Origin of the sequence: Rhodococcus sp. USK10 (assembly GCF_019378875.1) — a bacterium.
In the GTDB taxonomy this organism is placed as follows: domain Bacteria; phylum Actinomycetota; class Actinomycetes; order Mycobacteriales; family Mycobacteriaceae; genus Rhodococcus_F; species Rhodococcus_F pseudokoreensis.
This window is the reverse complement of the sequence record NZ_CP076047.1, coordinates 845,891-866,205: the sequence shown is the minus strand read 5'-3', so window position 1 is coordinate 866,205 and position 20,315 is coordinate 845,891. Positions and strand designations below refer to the sequence as shown.

At 63.3% G+C, this 20,315-nt stretch carries 15 protein-coding genes and 2 pseudogenes; 8 read left to right on the top strand and 9 right to left on the bottom strand.

Annotated elements, in window-relative coordinates:
• Positions 1 to 71: 71 nt before the first annotated feature.
• The 7 genes from I1A62_RS04545 (at position 72) to I1A62_RS04515 (ending at position 7,831) form a co-directional block, all read left to right on the top strand.
• Positions 72 to 719, top strand: coding sequence for a bifunctional 4-hydroxy-2-oxoglutarate aldolase/2-dehydro-3-deoxy-phosphogluconate aldolase (locus tag I1A62_RS04545; RefSeq protein WP_219455092.1), 648 nt, complete (start codon positions 72 to 74; stop codon positions 717 to 719).
• Entirely contained in the window at positions 716 to 1,390 is a 675-nt protein-coding gene (locus I1A62_RS04540; RefSeq protein WP_219454410.1) for an AAA family ATPase, read from the top strand. The genes I1A62_RS04545 and I1A62_RS04540 overlap by 4 nt, the downstream gene beginning before the upstream one ends.
• A gap of 88 nt (positions 1,391 to 1,478) precedes the next feature.
• Positions 1,479 to 2,270: an IclR family transcriptional regulator gene (locus I1A62_RS04535; RefSeq protein WP_219454408.1), complete on the top strand. Its 792-nt coding sequence runs from the start codon at positions 1,479 to 1,481 to the stop codon at positions 2,268 to 2,270.
• A gap of 233 nt (positions 2,271 to 2,503) precedes the next feature.
• Positions 2,504 to 3,781 (top strand): MFS transporter, encoded by a 1,278-nt coding sequence (locus I1A62_RS04530; protein ID WP_257890439.1) that lies wholly within the window; start codon positions 2,504 to 2,506, stop codon positions 3,779 to 3,781.
• 527 nt (positions 3,782 to 4,308) lie between these two features.
• Positions 4,309 to 5,097: an SDR family NAD(P)-dependent oxidoreductase gene (locus I1A62_RS04525; RefSeq protein WP_219454404.1), complete on the top strand. Its 789-nt coding sequence runs from the start codon at positions 4,309 to 4,311 to the stop codon at positions 5,095 to 5,097.
• A gap of 44 nt (positions 5,098 to 5,141) precedes the next feature.
• The gene (locus tag I1A62_RS04520) at positions 5,142 to 5,954 is read left to right on the top strand and encodes a sugar phosphate isomerase/epimerase (protein WP_219454402.1); all 813 of its coding nucleotides are present in this window, start codon (positions 5,142 to 5,144) and stop codon (positions 5,952 to 5,954) included.
• A 743-nt stretch (positions 5,955 to 6,697) separates the two neighbouring features.
• Entirely contained in the window at positions 6,698 to 7,831 is a 1,134-nt protein-coding gene (locus I1A62_RS04515; RefSeq protein ID WP_257890438.1) for an ISAs1 family transposase, read from the top strand.
• 321 nt (positions 7,832 to 8,152) lie between these two features.
• Here the strand turns inward: I1A62_RS04515 and I1A62_RS04510 are convergent.
• Positions 8,153 to 8,290, bottom strand: a pseudogene (locus I1A62_RS04510) (ATP-binding protein); the annotation flags it as partial.
• 20 nt (positions 8,291 to 8,310) lie between these two features.
• Between I1A62_RS04510 and I1A62_RS04505 the strand changes: the two are divergent.
• Positions 8,311 to 8,529 carry a hypothetical protein gene (locus I1A62_RS04505; RefSeq protein ID WP_257890437.1) on the top strand — a complete coding sequence of 73 codons (219 nt, stop codon included), beginning with the start codon at positions 8,311 to 8,313 and terminating at the stop codon, positions 8,527 to 8,529.
• A gap of 500 nt (positions 8,530 to 9,029) precedes the next feature.
• Here the strand turns inward: I1A62_RS04505 and I1A62_RS04500 are convergent, their stop codons facing one another.
• The 8 genes and pseudogenes from I1A62_RS04500 to I1A62_RS04460 form a co-directional block, all read right to left on the bottom strand.
• The gene (locus I1A62_RS04500; RefSeq protein WP_257890436.1) at positions 9,030 to 10,046 is read right to left on the bottom strand and encodes a histone-like nucleoid-structuring protein Lsr2; all 1,017 of its coding nucleotides are present in this window, start codon (positions 10,044 to 10,046) and stop codon (positions 9,030 to 9,032) included.
• 1,419 nt (positions 10,047 to 11,465) lie between these two features.
• On the bottom strand, positions 11,466 to 12,353 hold the full coding sequence (locus I1A62_RS04490; protein WP_219454396.1) for an alpha/beta fold hydrolase: 888 nt from the start codon (positions 12,351 to 12,353) through the stop codon (positions 11,466 to 11,468).
• A gap of 231 nt (positions 12,354 to 12,584) precedes the next feature.
• Positions 12,585 to 13,184, bottom strand: a pseudogene (locus I1A62_RS04485) (IS256 family transposase); the annotation flags it as partial.
• 48 nt (positions 13,185 to 13,232) lie between these two features.
• On the bottom strand, positions 13,233 to 14,843 hold the full coding sequence (locus I1A62_RS04480) for a hypothetical protein (RefSeq protein WP_219454394.1): 1,611 nt from the start codon (positions 14,841 to 14,843) through the stop codon (positions 13,233 to 13,235).
• A 2-nt stretch (positions 14,844 to 14,845) separates the two neighbouring features.
• Entirely contained in the window at positions 14,846 to 15,163 is a 318-nt protein-coding gene (locus tag I1A62_RS04475) for a helix-turn-helix transcriptional regulator (protein WP_007296740.1), read from the bottom strand.
• Between the two features lie 90 nt (positions 15,164 to 15,253).
• Positions 15,254 to 18,004, bottom strand: a complete 2,751-nt coding sequence (locus I1A62_RS04470) for a helix-turn-helix transcriptional regulator (protein WP_219454393.1) — start codon at positions 18,002 to 18,004, stop codon at positions 15,254 to 15,256.
• A complete protein-coding gene (locus I1A62_RS04465; protein WP_219455065.1) occupies positions 18,001 to 19,047 on the bottom strand; it encodes a tyrosine-type recombinase/integrase in 1,047 nt (348 codons plus the stop codon). Before I1A62_RS04465 ends, I1A62_RS04470 begins: the two co-directional genes overlap by 4 nt.
• A gap of 195 nt (positions 19,048 to 19,242) precedes the next feature.
• Positions 19,243 to 20,283: a site-specific integrase gene (locus tag I1A62_RS04460; protein WP_257890434.1), complete on the bottom strand. Its 1,041-nt coding sequence runs from the start codon at positions 20,281 to 20,283 to the stop codon at positions 19,243 to 19,245.
• Positions 20,284 to 20,315: the final 32 nt, after the last annotated feature.

The following is a 20,315-nucleotide window of genomic DNA, read 5'->3' as shown; positions in this document are numbered from 1 at the left end:
GGGTTTGCCTCAGTGTCAACGATCGGGAAGGTGGGTTGCCACAGCCGAGAAAAATGTATTCACTAGGGGCCGTGCATCAGAAATTTGACTCCTTGCAAATCATCCGAAACTCCGGAAATGTGCTCATCGTCCGGCTCGACACTGCAGACGAAGCGTTTGAAGTGGCATCGGCAGCAGTACGAGGCGGAATCCGAGCCCTGGAGATCACACTGTCCATTCCAGGTGCCCTGTCGGTGATCGAGCGGCTCGCTGAGAAGTTCGCGCACGACGACGTCATCTTCGGCGCCGGAACCGTGCTCGACGGTCACGCGGCGTGGGCCAGCATTCAGGCGGGTGCGCGGTTCCTGGTCAGTCCCAACTTGAGCCCCGAGATGATCCGTGTCGCCAATCGCTATCAGATCGCAACCATCAGCGGTGCCTACACGCCGACCGAGATCCTCGACTCGGCCGAGGCCGGAGCCGACATGGTCAAACTGTTTCCGACCGAGGCAGGCGGCGTTCCCTATGCCAAGTCCGTACTGGCACCCCTCGCCCACATCCCGTTGGTACCCGCCGGCGGTGTCACCACGGCCAACGTGTCCGACTGGTTCGATGCTGGAGTGACCGCTGTCGGGGTCGGAAGCGCGATCACCAAAGCTGGACGCCCCGACGGCGACATGGCACGGGTGACGGCTGCAGCTCGAGAATTTGTCGATGCCATCGACCGTGCCCGCGCATGACCTCGCATCACGCGGAAACTCCCGTCGCCTACATCACTTTGGGAGGGGCCGGTTCGGGGAAATCTACCGTGGCGCGACGAATCAGCTCGATCACCGGGGCGGCGTACCTCGACAAGGACACCATTTCCGGACCCTTCGTCGAGCTGGCATTGGGCGTACTCGGCCACGAGGCAACCGACCGTGAATCCAATGACACCTATGTGAGTCGATTGATGCCGCTCGAATACGACACGCTCTTCGCGGTCGCCGGCCGCAATCTGGATCTGGGCCACCCGGTAGTGCTGGATGCGCCTTTCGTGGCGTACCTGTCCGATCCTGACTACCTCCAACGGGCGATCGACGCGGCCGCGTGGCCCGAAACCCACATTGTTGTCGTTCACGTGACCGCGTCGGCCGACGCGGTCAAGCAGCGTCTGATCGACCGTGGTCTCGCCCGCGATCACGTCAAGCTCGGCGAATGGGAAAACTACTGGTCTCAGTTCGGATCTCTTCGCTGCCAGTGGTCGATCGGACAGCACCATCTGTTCGTCAACGACGATGCGCAATCCCTCCTCGGTATCGAACACTTGGTTCGCCGGACCACGCGAACGCTGCCAGGTGCCGTGACCGGATGGAAAGGGCCGGCGGAAGGGGCGCGGTCCGCGCGAAACGGTGGACAGAAGGAGGGTTGACGACCCGGGCTCGGTGTGGGACTGTCTGTAACAGCGTTACTTTGTAATCCAGTTCACAAGTCGAGTCCGAGGAGTGCCGATCATGGCCATGACTGAAGACGTGTCCAATGCTCTGAAGGTGCTCGAGCTGCTGTCGTCGGACCCGGAGGGCTGCGGCGTAACGCAGGTCTCGACCGAACTTGCGGTCAACAAGGCAATTGCGCACAGGCTTCTCGGCGCGATGGTCAGCGCCGGTTACGTAGCGCAGGACCGCCGAACATCCAATTACGTTGCGACACACAAACTCGGCGCTCTCGGGCTGCGACAGCTGACGTCGTCCGGAATCGATACGTGGGCACAGCGAACACTCGATACGCTTGCAGCGGAATGCGAGGAACTGGTTCGACTCGCAGTCGCGACCGCCGACTCGCTGCAGTGGATCGCCAAGGCGCAGGGTTCCAACTCGTCTCTCAGGCTCGATCCTGTGATGGGGCAAAATGCTGTTCCCCATGCAACAGCGTCCGGAAAGGCCTGGTTGTCGACGCTCGACGATGCGTACGTCACCTCGATCGTGCACCGGCAGATTCCAGGACAACACGCGTCGAGGACTCCACTCGATCCCGACAAGCTCCGCGCCGAGCTCGACGAAACACGTCGCCGTGGTTACGCGACCACATTCGAAGAGATGGACCTCGGCATCAATGCGGTAGCGGTACCCATATTCGGTGCCGGTACAACTGCAGCGGCGACGGGCACGCTCAGCATCGCTGGTCCCTCCGTGCGCATGACTCGATCGAGACTGCTCGAGCTTACGGGGTCTTTGATCGCCGCCGCCAACGACATCGCTGCGACGTGGCCGGCGTTCGCGTATCTGTCGGCGAGCGAGAATCTGTCGGCTTGATTGCCAACGGCCTGAAACCAGCCCCGTCAGGGCCGTTAATGCTGAATCTTCCCCGATCGAACAGGTGCTGCCGGTCTTCGGCAGTCCCTACTTGACGCGCATGAACGGCGCCCCAGTCTACTTCATGAGGAATCGAAACAATGATAACTTCGGATCAGCATCACCCACCCACGGAACCAGCGACTGGTGCCATACCAGCACGCGGTCGGCCCTTCAACCTACTCGCCGGGACAGTGGGGCACTTCGTCGAATGGTACGACTGGTACGTCTACGGCCTACTCGCGGCGGTTTTCTCGAGCCAGATCTTCCCCAGCGAATCGGCTTTCGCTTCTCTGGTCGCTGCACTCCTCACCTATGCTATCGGCTTCGTCGTGCGGCCTCTCAGCGGAATAACTATCTCTCCGCTCGCGGACAGGTACGGCAGACGCCGAGTACTGACCTTGGCGATCAGCGGAATGGCTTTAGGCGCGTTGATCATTGCGCTCACACCCCCATTCTCGATGATCGGGTACGTAGCTCCGGTCTTGTTCGTTGTTGCGCGTGTCATACAAGGCATCTCGGCGGGCAGTGAGGGGCAGAGCGCGATCGCCTACTTGGTCGAGCAGGCACCTGCTAACCGCCGGGGATTGTTCGGCTCGTTCACCAACATGGCGAGTGGGTTGGCAACACTGGCCGCAACGGGTGCTGCCGCCATCGTGACCTCGAGCTTCAGCGATGACGCGCTCGCAACGTGGGGCTGGCGCATTCCGTTCTTGGTGGGAGGACTCTTGGGTGTAGTCGGACTGCTCATGCGGGCACGGGCCGATGAATCACCCGAGTTCGAAGCCAGCACTCTGGCGAAACAGAAGTCCGCACCCGCAGGACTGCGCCAACTGATCCGCGACCATCCCAGGGCTCTACTGCAAACCGCGGCACTGTCCGCCCCCGCCGTTGCCTACTACACCTGGGCGACATTCCTCCCGACCTATGCCAACCTCACCAGCGGTAGAGGTCTTTCCTCCACGCTGACAGGGAGCGTCATCGGTCTGCTCCTGCTGGTGATTGTCGTGCCGGTCTGCGGAGCACTGTCGGACAGGCTCGGGCGCCGCAAGATCTTCCCCATCGTCGGTGCACTTGGAATGATCGTTCTGTTCTATCCGTTGCTCTTGCTGCTGAACCAGCCCGGATTCGTTGTCTACGTGATCGTGGCCGCGTCCGGATGGGTTGTGTTGGGAATTTGGCAGTCGGTCTACCCCACTATCCAAGCGGAACTGTTTCCGGCGTCGGTTCGCGTGTCAGGCATCGGGTTTGCTCACCAGATCGTCATCGCCATCTTCGGGGGTACAGCACCGCTGATCGCCGCGACATTCGTCAGCGCCGGCCACCCCACTTTCGTCGCGTTCTATATGATCGTGATCGTCGCACTATGCCTGGCCGTCTACTTCACACTCCCAGAAACCGGAAGTAGTTCCAACCGAACCACAGTCGCACTGAACGACACCGACATCATCGAGGACGCACTGCCGCGCTGAACTTCACCGGCGGCCGGACAGATCAGCGCCGTCCCGGCCTCCGTGATGTCCGTCCCGGAAACCCCGATTGTGGACTGGTCGAGTCGGAACTGACTTTCCAGTCCACTCAGCCGACGGGTCAAGCAACGCCTCATCGACCGCGGCCTCGATCGTGACCGGGAAAAGCTAGACGACTGGGGACTCGGACTGGCACCGATTCGGCGCCCCCGAAAGCAGATGGCAGTCTGGACAGCACCACTTCGTGGTCAACGACGATGCGCAGGCCTCACTCGCGGTCGACAAGCAAATCACCGCGGAAGATGCACATCACGACGCCTGATGAACCCCGAGGTCACCAACCAGCATGAGCTCATCAAGCGATCGCTGCCCCAACCCGCCAGTTGGTGGCCAGAAAGAAGCAGCAGGTTGACGACATGGGTCACCCATGAGACTGCCTGTAACAGCGTTACTGTTACACAGTTCCCATACGAACCATTTGAAATCAATGAATTTCTACCATGTGAAATGTTATTACAGGAGTGTGCGCAATGAGAGCTTTGGTCAGCGGTGGAAGTAGCGGCATCGGCGCGTCTACATGCTTGAGGCTCGCAGAGGCAGCTCTCGCTCGGGGCGCCCAGCCGATGATTGCGGTGTGTGGACATAAATTGAATGCGAGCCAAGAGCAAGTTGTTCGCTCGATTCAGTCAATGGGAGGTACTGCCATTGCGTTGGTGGGTGACCTCCGAGATCCCAACGTGCCAGGTCAACTGGTAGGAACTGCGGTAGCCGAATTTGGTGGCCTGGATGGGTTGATAGCAAACGCTGGAATCGCTAGCCCTGGCGCAATATGTGACCTATCAATTGAGGACTGGGACGATATGTTCTCCGTCAACCTCCGCGGCGCGTGGCTTCTTGCCAAAGCAAGCTACTCGCATCTGAAGCATAGTCGCGGTTCGGCTTGCTTTACCTCCTCAATGTCCGGTCAGCTACCACATGCCGGATCAGGCGCCTATAGCCCGAGCAAAGCTGCATTGACGATGCTAGCCCAGACGCTCGCGTTGGAGTGGGCGCCTGACGGTATTCGTGTAAATGCGGTATCCCCAGGTATGACTCATACCCCGATGACTGAAAAAATGTACGCCGACCCCCAAATTAAGACAGCAAGGGAAGATATCATCCCGCTCTCAAGAATTGGGGACCCCATGGATATTGCGAACGTGATTGAATTTCTTGTAGGACCGTTGTCAGGTTATGTCACCGGGCAAGACATCTGTGTCGATGGCGGCTTCTCCAAGTCTATCCTCAGCCATATTCCCGGTCGGCCAAGCTCCAACTAGTCATAATTTTTTCAACAGTCACTCAACTGTGAGGATGTTTTGTTATGATTATTAATACGTTTTCGTATCTATGGTCGTCTACGGCGATTGATGCAATTACGGAATTGGTCGACAATGGATATAAAACTTTTGAAGTTCCGATCAGCTCTCCACATTGTTGGCCGGATGAAATTTCCATCTCGGAGCGCTCGGCCATTAGGGAGAGACTCAGTGAATACGGCGCGAATATCAGATCGCTCAATGCCGGTGGTTATGACATCAATCTGTCTAGCCCTGGCGCTAATATGCGTCTCAAAAGTATCGAGCACATTAAGTCGGTGATTGACTTGGCTGTAGCTTGGGATGTCCCCGAAGTTGTGATATCCCCCGGTACAAGACGCCCTATGATTTCACCTTCACTCGAGAAAACCTATGGGTGGATGTACGAGAGTCTGGATATTCTAATTCCACTGGCGAAACAGGCTGGCACACGACTCCTCTTGGAAAATACTCCTTATTGCTTCACTCCTACCATCCCGGACCTGGCGGGTATCGTAAGTACGGTCAACGATGCTGCGCTTAAGATCGTGTACGACGTCGCCAATGCTGCTTACATAGGGGAGGATCCCGTAGCGGGTTTGCTCTCGAATCACAAATCGATTGCACTTGTGCATATTTCTGATACGGGTTTGGAAACTTGGGGTCATGATCCAATCGGTACTGGGGTGGTAGATTTTGAAGGATTAGGCGATGCCGTCGAAGCTACATGCGGAGTAAGTAATGTTGTTCTTGAGGTTATTCGCGAAGAAAACCCATTGGATGAATTCAAAAAAGCGATGCTTGATCTCAGAAATGAAGGCTGGCAATTAGGAAGATAACTTCAGCGTGAGAGGTATTTGGTCCGAAAGTGTTCTGAATTTGAGGGTTTTTGCTGGTTATTGCAGTAACCACGAGATAAATACAACGATCAACCGCAGCCATGACGAGAATTCAAGCGCAGCCTCTGAGACGCATATTAGCCTCGGTTTTTCGTGCGGCTTGGCTGGTTGATGGGAAGTGTGCGCTGGCCAACTTGGTCGGGTGTGTTCGTCCCCGACCTTGTCGAGTGAGGCTCTTTTAGACCGTGCCAGAAGTCTTTTGACGCTACGTCTAATCCAGCTTCCCTCAACAGTAACCTCGTTCGCGACGTATCCGATGCCCGACTCGGACCTCGCCGAATGCATGGAAGGTTCGATAAATGCCCGAACTCATCCTCGACGCTGTGATCGCTGTCGCCAAACTGCTGACACCCCGCTGTGTCACGGCGACGAGCCAACGCATATTCACGAATATCGCGATCGCCCAGGCCACTATGAGACGGTTGGCCATGGTCGCGAGTTGATCAGCAAGGGGACTGCTTCACGGCGTCGACACGTTTGAGCGTCGACAATTTCGACAAAAGCCGGTAGGGCAGGGTCTCGGAAAAGTCATGAGAGATGAGTTTTGAGCTGCGGTTTTGGGGGATGTGACACGCTGTTGAGCCCGTTATCGAGGGCGGGCACGGTCGCTGCGGCGATGATTCAAGTTCCTACGCAAGTACCACCACCAGGAACGAGCCGTGCCCGCAGCCCTATCATCGTCCATGCCCGTCACCGTGCGCGAGAGCGGACCGTTTCTCGGCGCGTCATCGGTCGCCGACACCGGGATCCTCGACCTGCTGACGACGGTGCCCGATCCCCGTCGCCGGCGTGGTGTCCGGAATCGTTTCCCGGTGATCCTCGCGCTCGCTCTGTCCGCAACCTGTGCCGGTGCCCGCTCGTTCACCGCGATCGCCGAATGGGCCCACGACGCACCCTCCGAGGCGCTGGGCAGACTCGGGGTTTCTGCTGTCGTCCCGAGCGAATCGACGATTCGTCGCACCCTGGCAGGTGTCGACGCGACCGCCCTCGACCAGGTGCTCGGTACGTGGATGTGGGTGCGCACCACGGTGGTCGACGGGAGGAGGATCATCGCCGTCGACGGAAAGACCCTGCGCGGAGCGAAAGACACCTCGGGTCATCTCACGCACCTGCTGGCCGCGGTCGATCACGATGCGGGTGTGGTGCTCGGGCAGGTCGAGGTGGGTGCGAAGACCAACGAGATTCCCCTCCTGACCGACCTGCTCGACCCCCTCGCGCTCCCCGACACCGTCGTCACCGCAGACGCCCTGCACTGCCAACGGGGTACCGCCGAATACATCCTCGGCCGGGGCGGCCACTACGCGTTCACCGTGGAAGCGAATCAGCCGAAACTGTTGAAGCGACTGAAGGCACTGCCGTGGAAGAACATTCCGGTGTCGGCGTCGATTGCCGGACGGGGCCACGGCCGGCTCGAACGCCGCACCATCAAGGCCACCGAACACACCGACGGCCTGGGTTTCCCCGGGGCAGTGCAGGCCCTGCAAATTCGGCGGACCATCACCCGCAGTGGGCGCAGAACCGTCGAGGTGGTGTACCTGATCTGTTCGGTGCAGATGACCGAGGTCGCACCAGCGCAGGTCGCCGCTTGGATCCGGGGGCACTGGACGATCGAGAACCGAGTGCACTGGGTCCGCGACGTCAACTTCGATGAGGACCGTTGCACGATCAGAACCGGGTCCGCTCCACAGGTGATGGCACCGCTCCGCAACGTGGTCATCGGGATCCTCCGGTTGGCTGGCCACCTCAACATCGCCTCGACACTGCGCCACTACGGCAGAGACCCGAATCGTCCGATCGACCTGCTTCTGTCCGTCTGAAGTGGGTTTATGCGACTTTGCCGGGGCCCTGGCCGGTAGGGATATCGCAGCAGGGTGTGTGGATGATGACGCGATGAGTCGGCCAGGCTTCTGATCAGGCCAGCAGTCGGTGGGCCAGGTCGGTGCCGGCGACCATGACGACATATCCAAGGCAGGGCACGACCGCGCAGGTGCGGGTCGGCCAATGTGTCTTTCGGGTCAGGCATGGTCACCGACATCGACTCTGACAGACGATCACTTCTCGGTGAACGCCCCATCGCTCATGGCTCGAGCGCTGGACCTTGAGTCTCACAGTGTGTCTTGCCTACTCCCGTTGATAACCGGCGGGCCAATGAGCAGCAGGTTCGTCGCGGTTTCGAGGTAGCGGCAGGTGCCGAGTTCGGCGATCAGCTTCCGGTCGAGGCCCGCGGCGGCGTCGAAGTCGAAGTCGAAGTCCTCGAGCGTCGCCGGTGTCGGCACACCGATGCGGAGTACCGCTGGTGGTGACGGTGCCGGTGGACCGGACCCTGTGGCAGACTGCGGCCGCGGCGCCACAACCGACGGTGCGTGTCGATCCGGCCGCGGTCGACGCGGTGCCCCCGGCACGGGTCGATCCGATCATCGCGTTGCACGATGTGCTCGCCAGCCCGGGCCCGGATGCGGCGGAGGCCGGCGAGCATCTGCGTCGGGCGATCCTGGACGGAACCTGGCGTGGCTGACGTCGTGCGGATCGATGCCGCCTCCAACGCGGCGGACCTGGGTTTGCGGGCGCTGGCGGATCTCGCTGCCGCCGCCGCTGGCAAAGGATTGCCGCATCATCGGCGGTCATATGGTGCACATTCTCAGCCACGTGTATCCCACGGCGGTGGCGCGGGTGACGGCGGACGCGGATGCGGGCATGGACGCCGTCGTCGCTGGTGGCGCGGATCTGCATGCGAACCTTCTCGCGCGCGGCTATCGGAGGGTGCGGGGCAATCACTATCAGGCCCCGTCCGGCGACGACACACGCACACCACGCACAGGCTTGCCCTCGACCACTCCTGCACCCAAGTCACTCCCGCGCGCGGGAATCCTCACGTCAGATGCCGCGGGGATACCTAGACCAGAGCGGCCACGGCTGGCGCCGGACACGCACCCCAGCGCATGGCCTCGGAAGATCGGAATTGCCACAGGCTCATAGCCTTTTGCGCCAGGATGGCTATGCGGGCAGTGTCACAACTCACGCGCCCGGCATCTGTTCCTGAGCGTCGTGGAAGGCCCGCTCGAGTTCAGCCGGAATCCGCCCGCGTAAGGACACCTCCAAGCCCTCCCCGATCGCCCACTGACGAATCTCCCTGGACGTCCTCCTCGCCGACGCCGTACTCACCGACGCACTCTTCACCGAAGCCTTCTCCACAGGCGACTTCGCGGACGCCTTCGTCGCAGGGGCCTTACTCGCCACCGACCTCTTCACCGGACCCGTCGACGCGGACGTCTTGCCAGCCGCTTTCGTCGCGGAAGCCGTCCTGGCCTTCACAGTTCTTGTCCGAACCTTCGCTGCCTGAGCGTCGTGGAAGGCCCGCTCGATCTCAGCGGGAATCCGGCCGCGTGAGGACACTACGTGACCCTCCCCAATCGCCCACTCACGAATCTCCCTGGTCGTCTTCGCCGGGGCCTTACTCACCGGCGCACTCTTCGTCGGAGCCGTCTCCACAGCCTTCTTCTTCACAGCCGTCTTCGTCGCGGAATCCTTCCTTACCGGCTTCTTCTGTTCAGCCGACTTCCTCGCGCCCTTCTTCTCCGCCGGAGCGCTCGCCGCCTGCTTGGCCGGAGTCGCCGCCGTGTTCTTCGCAGCTGTCTTTTCTGCGGCCGTCTTCTTCACCGGCGCCGGTTTAGTCTGAGTCTTCTTCGCGTGAGCGTCGTGGAAGGCTCGTTCGATCTCGGCCGAAATCCGGCCACGTAAGGACACCTTGAAGCCCTCCCCAATCGCCCACTCACGAATCTCCCCCGACGACTTCTTCACCGACGCCTTACTCACGACCGTCCTCGCCACCGGCGACTTCGTCACGGCCGCCTCCTTCACCGGAGCGGTTTTCGTCTGAACCTTCTTCGCGTGAGCGTCATGGAAGGCTTGCGCGATCTCGGCCGGAACCCGGCCACGGGAGGACACTTCGCGTCCCGCTTTGATCGCCCACTGGCGAATCTCCTTGGTCGTGTTCTTCGCCGAACCGTCAGAACTCCTCGGTGATACCGCCATGTGTCTCCTTCTTCGCCCGGGCAACCGTCGAACGCACACAGTAGCGGCAGGGGGGCACTCCCGGTAATCAAAAAGCTCACCCGAACCGCCATTTCACCGTCCCCAGCCCATCGCCGATCTGGGCAGGCCGACACGATTCCTCCTGGAGTCCCGAACCCATTCCGCATCGAGCATCAACCAGAACCAGCGCGAATCAATTTGGCTGTCTGCAACATTGGTGGAACGGAGCGACTACGGGCGACTTCGTGATTCCGCTTATGAGCCGACTGTAGCCAGTGACCCGAGTCGCTCTGATCCGAGTGATGTCGAGCCGTATCGATCAGGGAGAAACGCGTATCTGTGTGCTTCTCGCGAACGGGGCTGAACGGATAGCCATCCAATTGCGAGCCAGGGAAATCGCAAAGCAGTGACCTGTGAGCGATCGTCAGTCGGCATGCACTGGTCGGACCTGGGTGGCCACAAATACGAAGCCCTCTACCGGACCAGTCGCTTCTTCCGCTCGAAGTCGACCTCTTGACCAGGGTCGAGCTTTCTGAATCCATCGATCTCGACCTCTCTGAAGTGCACCCAGCACCCACCGGTGGGCACAGTCGATGGCGCCCCAACCCTTCACTATTCCAGAAGCAGACGACGCCAAGGGAAGTCATCTCCCGATGATGCAGGAAGCTCTCTCTGGTCAGTGATCCTTCGCCGGTAACGATCGGAGCCCGATTACTGCGCTGTGGAGTCTCAGCCGAAGTTAGAGCGTGTCTGCAAAATGTGTCGCCCCGGGGAGTCTTCAGCGCGGCCCTTATGCCGCCGCGGCAGAACCACGTCCTGACGTCCCGGGGCGCGGGACAGTTCGCTGGAACGTCGCGGCGATTGATCCAAGGACCGCCAAGGGAACAGCGAAGAGAAGCAATCCCCAGTAGGAGGTAGACGCCCAATTCACCAGCCCTGCGATCGACAAACCAACGAGTGCCGCGACGGCAAACCAGGAAACCCACTTTCGCATTGCTAGGGCCGCCACCACAGGCGGTACCGCGAGCAACAGTCCCAGACCGACCAGCGGCCATATCCCCAGGACGTGGACGATACGGTCATCGCACCGAAAGAAGGATTGGCTCTCGCCGATCTTCCGACACTCCAACGACACCTCAGCCATTGACGACGAGGTCCCGGCATCCACGGTGATCGCCAACGCGGCCACAGCTAAGGCCCACCACACTGCTCTCGACACGTCCGCAGCCTAACCCCTCGCATGTCCACCGCCCCGGGGTCACAACGGTAATCGACTCTCGGTGCGAGCCAATTCATCGCGCACCAAGTGGACGCGCGCGCCGGCGGACAGATGGTTCCATAAGCGGATCGTCCACCGGGGATACACCGATCGCGTCTGCGACGTTCCGGAGATGAACCCCGGGATCGCGGAGTCAATACTCAAGTTTCGTGCAGGAATGTCCGAAGTCGTTCAAGGACCAACTCAGGTCGCTGATCGACAATCCAGTGACCGACGCCGTCGACCGTCTCGAGCTGAAAACCAGCTGCGTGCTCGGCATACCCGCGTAGCAATGTGGGAGTGATTGCCGGGTCATCCATTCCGTGGAGGAACCGCATCGGAACATCGACGGAGGTCTTCGCGAATTCGCGGGCACGGATCAGTTCTCGTGTCAGAAATGTGCGGTACCAGCGCGAGCCAGCGACCGCATGACCGGGCTCGCCCATGCGACGCACATAGAGCTCGAAGTCGACATCGTCGAGGAAGAACCCGGCGCCGACCCACCGGCCCGTCATCCTGAAGAAGCGCCCCTTCGGGTCACCAAGAAGGCGCGGCCCGATCACCGGAAGAGAAATCGGGATCTGGTACCAGAACCGCCACAAATGGCGAACCACCGCCAGGTCGAACTTGATCCACGGCCCGACGGTGTTCAGTCCGAAGAAGCCGGCCACCTTCTGCGGATGTCGCAGCATCAGAGACGCCGCGATCGGACCACCCCAGTCATGCGCGACCAGTCGAACCGACGGGACGCCGAGCCGGTCGAGCACGACCGCGAGATCATCTGCCATGTCCTTCTTGTAGTAACGATCATCGTGAGCCGAGCTCCAACCGGCACCGCGCAGATCTGGACACAGCACTCGGTAGCCGTCGGCCGCGAGTGGTCCGATCAGCGCATGCCATGCCCACCAGTTCTGCGGGAAACCGTGGACAAGCATGACCGGCGGCCCGTCGGCCGGTCCGGCGTCGGCGACGTGAATCGTGACACCGCCGCCCACGTCGACGAACCGGTGCTCCACGCCGGCGAGCACCGGCAGTGAGGGTGAGTTCATGGGTTACTCGCTCTCTGCTTACACGACGCTGCCGCACCGCGAACACCCAGTAAGCTGCGGTCTGGTTCCGACCGCACATTTACCAGTCCGACCAGGACACTCCTGCCGACTTGTTCGCCAATAGACAGATACGCTGCCACGTTGGCGCAACCTGCGGAAAACAAATGCGCCGATGAGGGATCGATGAGGGGACTGTCAGAACATCGGTGGATCCAGTTCTGGCGCATGAATCTAGATCACGGTTGGGGTGATTCGGCCTTCGAATGTGATAGCAAACGCGTTGAGGGCCGGCTTCCACCTCGTCACCCATCGTGCTCTTCCCTTACCCGTCGGGTCCAGCGACCGGGTGGCGAGGTAGAGGCACTTGAGCGCGGCCTGCTCGCTGGGGAAGTGGCCCCTCGCCCGCACCGCCCGCCGGTAGCGCGCGTTGAGGGACTCGATCGCGTTCGTCGAGCAAATGACCCGGCGGATCTCGGGGTCGTAGTCGAGGAAGGGCACGAACTCGCTCCAGGCGCTTTCCCACAGCCGGACGATCGCCGGATACCTCGGCCCCCATTTGTCGGCGAACTCGGTGAACTGCTCCTTGGCCGCGGCCTCGTTGACAGCGGTGTATATCGGCCGCAGGTCCCGTGACATCTCGTCCCAGTACTGACGCGATGCGTAACGAAAGGTGTTACGCAAGAGGTGAATCAGGCAGGTCTGCACCACCGTGAGTGGCCACACGGTAGTGATCGCGTCGGGCAGTCCCTTGAGTCCGTCGCAGACGGCGATGCACACGTCTGCGACCCCGCGGTTGCGGATTTCCGTCAGGACGGCGAGCCAGAACTTGGCCAAAGCGCACACGTTCGCGCGAACGTGTGCGAGGTGGCGCCTGAACTGTCACGGGTTCGGCAGCCGGGCGAAGTCGACGTGGTCGGAGAGGTAGGCGATGACGGCCTCGTTGGTCATGCCGTAAGCGGCGGCGACGAGTTTCGCGTCGACCGTGCCGACGAGGTCGACCAGCCGGGTGGAGCGCAGGATTCTGGGTTGGATACCGACCTCGCGCAGGGTCTGCTTGACGTAGGAGTCGGAGGCGGGCGCGCGGGTGGCCTTGGTCTGCATAGTGATCAGCACATGGGCGTTGTTGCTGCCCAGGTTCTTACGGTGCTGCAGGCAGCGTTGCAGCGCGGTCCAGGTCCACGGGTCCAACGGAGTAGGCTGCGGTCGACGCCCCAGCCTGATGCGGTGCTGTTCATGGTCGATATCGTCGTCGGTGAGGTGTTGCAGTTCCTGGGTGGTAGCGCCGTGCAGTAGGGCGGCAAGCCCGACGAACGCCTCGTGCGGGTGCACCTCGGGGTCGGTGCTCCATCGCCGGAACAACTCGCGCTGCCGGTCGATGGGAAGCGTCGGTCCCCTGAATGCCATGGTCTGCGGCGCTTGCACCCCGGCGGTGGGGTCGATGAGCAGCAACCGTCGGCGCAGCGCGTAGCGGCAGAATTGGCGCAGTCCGGTCAGGTAGGAGGCCCGTCGGCCGGGATGTGCGTGCAGGAACGCTTCGATGTCGCCGACATCGGCGGTCGCCCAGTCGGTCTTGCAGCGGCGCGCGGTCAGGAATTGCGCGAAGTCACGCACCGCGGTGAGGCGAGCCTCGAGCGTGGTGTGCCCGCGCGGGCGGGTGCCGGCGCGGCGGGCGCGATCGCGGCCGGCGACCAGGTGTTCGGCGAACCCGGTCACCGCCGGTCGCAAGGGGGCGGGCACGGCGTCGATGCGGGACTGGCGGCGGGCGGCGGCGCGGCGTTCCTCCCGGTCCGGCGGCAGTGCCAGCTTGCTCGCGGTGAGGAAGTCTTCCAGGGCCCGCGCGAGCGGCACGTCGGCGGCGACAGCTCCCAGCAGTGCCTGCGGATGCGTCGGGTGCTCGTCGCTCAGGTGCTTGCCGAGTCGGGTGAGCATGGCGCACGCGCGGCTGGGGTGATGACGGCCGACCAGGTAGGCGGCGAATCCGCCCAGCCAGCTGGGCGGATCATCCAGTGCCTCGGCGAGATTGGCGGCACGGACGGTGATCCTGTGCCGCGAGCGTTCCCAACAGGATCGACACCGCCCGGCACCGGTCAGTCGGGTGACCCGGCCGCAGTCGACGCAGGCCGCATCCGGATTCGGTGGCCGGCCCGGATGCGAACACGAACCGCACAGGCCGGTGGCCGGTCGCAGTATCCGGCGTTTGCTGCAGCGCGGGCAGTCGGCTCGATCGGCGTCTCGCCGTTGCCGTCGGAGACATTCCTTGCACAGGTCTCGGTCGACGAACAACACCGGGGCCTGGCACTGTCGGCAGGTGCGCGAGCAGCGCACGCAGCGGCCGGTGTCCGGCTGCAGGACCCGGTCGACGCCGCAGCGCGGGCAGGGGTGGGTGACCGGGGCGTGGGAGGCCGCCCAGTGGCAGCGTGCACACAGGTCACGGTCGGGTTTGCCGACCGCGCGGCCGCAGCGGCGGCAGTCCCGGATCCGGCGGGTCATGCTCAGATCGGCGGCATCGACCGGCCCCGCCGCGACGCCTGTGTGTCGTTCGCCGCGACCTTGGTCGGGTTCGACGAGATCGGTTGTGCGACTGGGGTGGTATCGATGTCGAACAGGTCGTTCGGTGTGCAGTCCAAGGCGGTGCACAGCGCGATCAGGGTGGACAGCTTGAGCTGGCTGGGCTGTTTGGTGAACAACGCCGACACCGACGCCGAGGACAGTTCCAATCCGGCCTTCTCGGCGAGCAGCCGTTGCAGCTGGGTGCCGGTCCAGACCTCGCGGTGGGCGGCGGCCATCCGGAGTTTCCACCTGATCTGCATGCTCACTCCTGTCCGGCCAACTCGGTCAGCGTCGCCGCGATCGCGCGCTGGTAGGCGTCTTCGATGAACGTTTCCGACGAAATGGTGACGTCAGATATCACAACTGTCCGAATGCCCCCTCCTGTCGGCTATGTTGGCGGCGTAGGTGGTCCAATCTCCAGCGGAAATCTGCTGCCAGCGGACGGCGGAGCTGACGCTGATGCCGAGGGTTCGGGCGAGGATGGCTGCGGGGATCTGGGTGGCGAGGCCGAACAGTGCGGTGCTGCGTGCCTGGTTAGGTCGGATGCCGAGCTGGTTCAGTCTCAGCTTCAGTCGTTGGGCGCTGATCGGACGGCCGGGCTGACCGCCGGGGAATAGCCAGCGCGACGGAGTGGTGGCGCCGATGGTGGCGTGGCCTTTGCGTGTGGCGAACACGGTCCGGGCCAGGTCATCGACCGGTTCGGGGAGCCGGATCGGTGTTCGGCCGAAGCTGATGTGGACGTTGTCGTTGGTGATCGAGATCTGATCGACGGTCAGTAGGGCGATCGTGGAAGAACCTTGGGCGTAAAGGAGAACGAGCAGGCCGGCGAGGCGGTCGACGGAGTCGATAGTGTTGTCGTGCAGCAGTGTTCGGGCCGTTGTCCAGCGGTTGTCGTCGTCGATTGGGTTGGCCGGGCCATTCCAGCGCCGGGCCGGCAGGTAGGCGGTGGTGAGTTTGCTGGCATAGGCCCATCGGAGGAAGGTTCCGGTCTCGTAGCGGTAGCCGCCGGCTGGATCGGTGATCCACTGATCGAGGTCGGTCCGGCCGCAGCTGGCCAGGGTGAGTCCGCGGGTGTCGAGCCAGGTGAGAAGCCCGGCGGCGGCGCGGGCGTGGCTGCGGATGCGCAGCATCTGCTGCCGGGTGGTGGGACGTCCGTTGTTTCGGGTGCGCAGCCGCCGCAGCAGATGCCAGACCAGGTAGCGGTGCAGCAGCTTCTTCCATTCCGGATTCTGCTGCGTGGCAAGGAACTCGGAGATTGTTCGTTCCAGCCGCACGAGTTCCTCGTCACGCTCAGGCAGGGCGCCGACGGCGACGAGGGTGTGCCGCAGATACTCGGTGGCGGGACGTCTGGGCAGGGTGTCGAACGCGGCGTGGGTCAGGGGCATGCGGCCCGCGGCGAGGTCGGACAGGACCGTGGTGACGGGTTGTTTGGTGAGCCAGCGTTGTGCGGTGATCGAGTGTTCGGCGGTGGCGATGTCGTGTCGCAGCGCCAGCAGACCGGGTGGCATATCGGCGGTGACCGGACCCATGACCTGGTAGAGGCGTTGATTGGTCAAGCATTTCCCGCAGCGGCCCGGTGTGGGGTGGTCGGGGTCGCTGCAGGTGGGGCAGTCCCGCCAGGCGGGTGGTGGTGCGCAGTTGTCACAGAGCGGCTCGGTGAGGGTGCCGGCGGCGATCGCGGTGTGGCGTCCGCAGCGAGCGCAGTCCGCGGCTCGGCGTTGGCAGGTCGGGCACCATGGTCGGCCGGTGCGCCTGGAGATGCCGCAGGGTGTGGTGTCGCCGCAGATCGAGCAGGTCCTGATCGGGAGGGTATGACAGGTCTGGCAGAGCGGTCCGTCGGTGGTCCGCCGCCCGACCGGACGTCGGCGTCCGCAGCCGAGACAGATCTCCAGATTGGCCGGGTCGGTGCAGAAGCAGTTGGCGCAGATAGGGCGCCGGTGCTCGTCCCTGCTGACCGGCTCGCGGCGGGCGCCGCAGCGAGCGCATTCTTCGATGCGGGAGTGCGCGATGCAGGTGCGGCAGACCCGCTGACCGTCCAGGGGCTTGTCGATGCGGACCTGCCGGCCGCAGCCCGGGCAGGTCGGCAGCACGATTCCGCGGACGCCGCTCGCGTGCAGGTGCTCGACGAGCCGCGGGATCACTCGCAGCGGCGCACGATGCCCCTCGCCGGTCAGCAGGGCAGGGTCGGCTTCCAACGCCCAGGCCACCCGCCGCTGGTAGCCGCGCTGACGACAGCAGCGGTCGAGAACACCAGCGATGGCATCACGCGGGACGGCCGGATCGAGTGCGGCGACGGCGGCGTGGATGACCGCGATCGGGTCACGATCGTCGGGGTCCGGGCACTGGGCGCAGCGTGGATGCCCGTCGCGGTCATGTGACCGAACCTGTTTGAGGTTCCCGCAACCGGCGCAGGCTGCGGTGTTCTGCTCGCAGACACTGCAGTACCAGTGCTGTCCACGACGCATGAGGGTGCGCAGCTGTTTTCCGCAATCGGCGCAGCAGGGCGCCGCGATCGCGGTTGCCCCGGCCTTGCGCAACGCCAACAGCAGATCCCCGATCGCGCGGGGTGCCGGGGACCGCCCGTCGGCCAACACCGCGGGCCGCGCGACCAGCGCCGCGGCGATCCGCCGCGATTTCGCCCGGCCCCCGACGGTGGAGACGACCACCGTTCGGGCCCGGCCGGGGTCCAGGCCCGGGTCGGCTTCCGCGACCAAATCGCTGATCAGCCCGACCGGATCACTGATCACCCGCCTCGGATCCACAGTGCTCACCGGTGACCGGTGTCGCGGACCCGGGCTCGTTTCGGGCGCAGGTCCCCAACTCCGGCGTCGCCGCCAACGACCTTCCTGCTTGGTGGCGGCCGAGGCCGCCGCGACGGGTTCGATGAGGTCGTCCATCCCGCAGTCGAGGATGTCCAGAAGTGCCATCAGCACCTTCAGGCTCAATCGTTCCGGGCGTTCGACGACGAGCCGGTAGACCTGGCTCGACGACAGCACGATCTCTCGTGCCGCGAGCGGCTCGATCAAGTCGGTGGTAGCGAACATCCCGCGCTCGGCCATCACCGCGCGTAGATTCCAGCGGTAGTCCAATTTCGGTGTCACGTGCGGTCCTCGTGTGCGGGGTCGGTAGAACCAAACAACGGTGAAAGGGCTTTTTGTAGAGCGGTATTCATGAAATCGTCGCTGACGTGAGTGTAGATGGCCGTGGAACCGTCGCATTCGTGGCCGACTTGCGATTGGATGAACCGGCGGTCAACCCCATCCTCCGTGAGATGGGTCACGTACGAGTGACGAATAGAGTGGGGTACAAGCGCTTTCGGCAATTTCAAGGCGTCACGATAAGCGACGAAACGGGCGTTGATCTCCACCGGCTTGATCCGGCCACCACGTTCGGTCAACCACAACGCCGGATGGTCGTCGAACCCGAATCGCGGGCGCACGTTCTCCACGTAATCGGCCACCGCCTCCACCGCCCAGTCCATCACCGACAGCACATTGCGCCGCCGCGGGGGCTGCCCCTTCTTCGCCTTGCCGTATCGGACGTTGAGCATGCCGTAACGACCGAACCGCGGTGCGTGCGGATTGCGGCCGAAATCGACCACATCCAGCTTGGACGTCTCCGTCCGGCGCAGTCCCCACCCGTAGACGGCCTTGAACAGGGTCGCATCACGGTAGGCGGCCAGCGCACCCTTGCGCTTCGCCCGCACTGCCCGCTCCACCTGGTCGTCGGCATAATCGAAGAACCGCTGCAGCTCCTCCCGCGTGAACGGGCGCGCCTCCGGCCGGCCCTCGTAGCTGTTCAGGTGCGCGATGGTGTTCCACTCGTGCACGATCGCCACCGGATGCACCTGCGGCCCGAACTCCCGCTGACACGCCGCAATCCACCCGTAGCGGCCATCGCAGAGGTACTCGCTGAACAACCGCAGATCCGTCTGATAACCCCGGATGGTCGACGGCGCCAGCTGCAACTCACCGGTCATCGACAGCGACCACTCGTCCACATGCGCCGGACCCCATCGCCACGGATACTCGTTGGTGAACGAGATGAACCGGCGCACCAACCGTTCCCGCGGCGCGATCGTCCCCTCCTGGAGCCCTCGCGCCGTCTGCTGGGCCCGCCACCCACGCAGCATCGCCTCGAACATCGCATCCTCCGGATGCAGCTGCGCCACTCCAGAAACCAACTCCAGATGTGCCGCACCTGCCAGATCACCACGCCTCAACGCCGCCTCCTGACCACGATCCACCCGCGACCCTCCAGCGCATGAATCATGCATCTAACGGAGTCGCTGGGCAAGCGTCCCAGCTCAAGCGGCGTGTCCGGCCTACCCGCGAAACTGTTACCGTCGGGCGGTCAGCAGGTGACCTGTGGAAACGCACCCATCTGATGCAATTCCCGAGGGTTGGCGCACATACCGCATGGTCGACGCGACCGTCCAGTGGCCTAGAAGTTGTTGTATAGCAACCAGATCCACGCCGCGCTCGTAGTTGTGGGTCGCGCACGCGCGCCGCATCCCGTGCGGGCTGAACCACTCCGCTTCGGGCCGACCCTCCACGCTCATCAGGTGCCGCAACCGGTTGCGGATCGTGGCCGCGGCCATCCGTCCGCCGGACTCGTCGCACAGCAGCGCCGCGCTGTCCGGGAACCGGCCGCGCACGTCATCGAGATACCAGCGCAACACCAGATCCAGCCCGTCCAACATCGGCACCCAGCGCGGCCGCGGCCCGGATCCTTTGGCGCCCTTTCCGAAGCGCACATGCAGTTTGCCGAACGTGCCTCGCCCGAAGTGGACGTCGCCGCGGTCGAGCATCACGACCTCCTCGGATCGTAGGCCGGCGTGGTACAGCGTGCGGAACAACGCGTAGTCCCGCGCGGCCGGGCCGTACTTGCGGGCGGTCGCGATCCGTTGCTTGAGGACCTCGAAGAACGCCGCCACCCGCTCCGGTGTCGGCGGTGCCTCCGCAGCCGGCGAGTCGTCGCTGACGTGGCGGGTGGCGTTGAACTCGTCCAGCGGACAGGCCAGCCGCACCCCGAATGCTGCCTCGATCTCCGCGGTCTTGCGGACCTCGAGGAACCGGTGAAACCCCTTGAACACCTGCAGGTAGTTACGCCGCGTCGATACCGCTCGACCCGAGTTGGCCAGCTCGCCCACCACCCGGTCGACGTCGGCGGCGGTCACCTCCCACACCGGCCGACCCAGCCCCGCGAGCATCCGCTCCAGGACACCGATGTCGTTGGCGATCGTCGATGCCGCGAATCCACGCGCGGTCCACGACGCGACGAACGCCTCCACGCATTCGGCCTGGAACCGCTGCGGATCTCGCATCGCCACGATCGGTGCGACGTCGCCCGAGATCACCCGCAATCGCTCGTCGCCCACCGCACGCCTTCCTCGCACCTAGCATTTCGCGG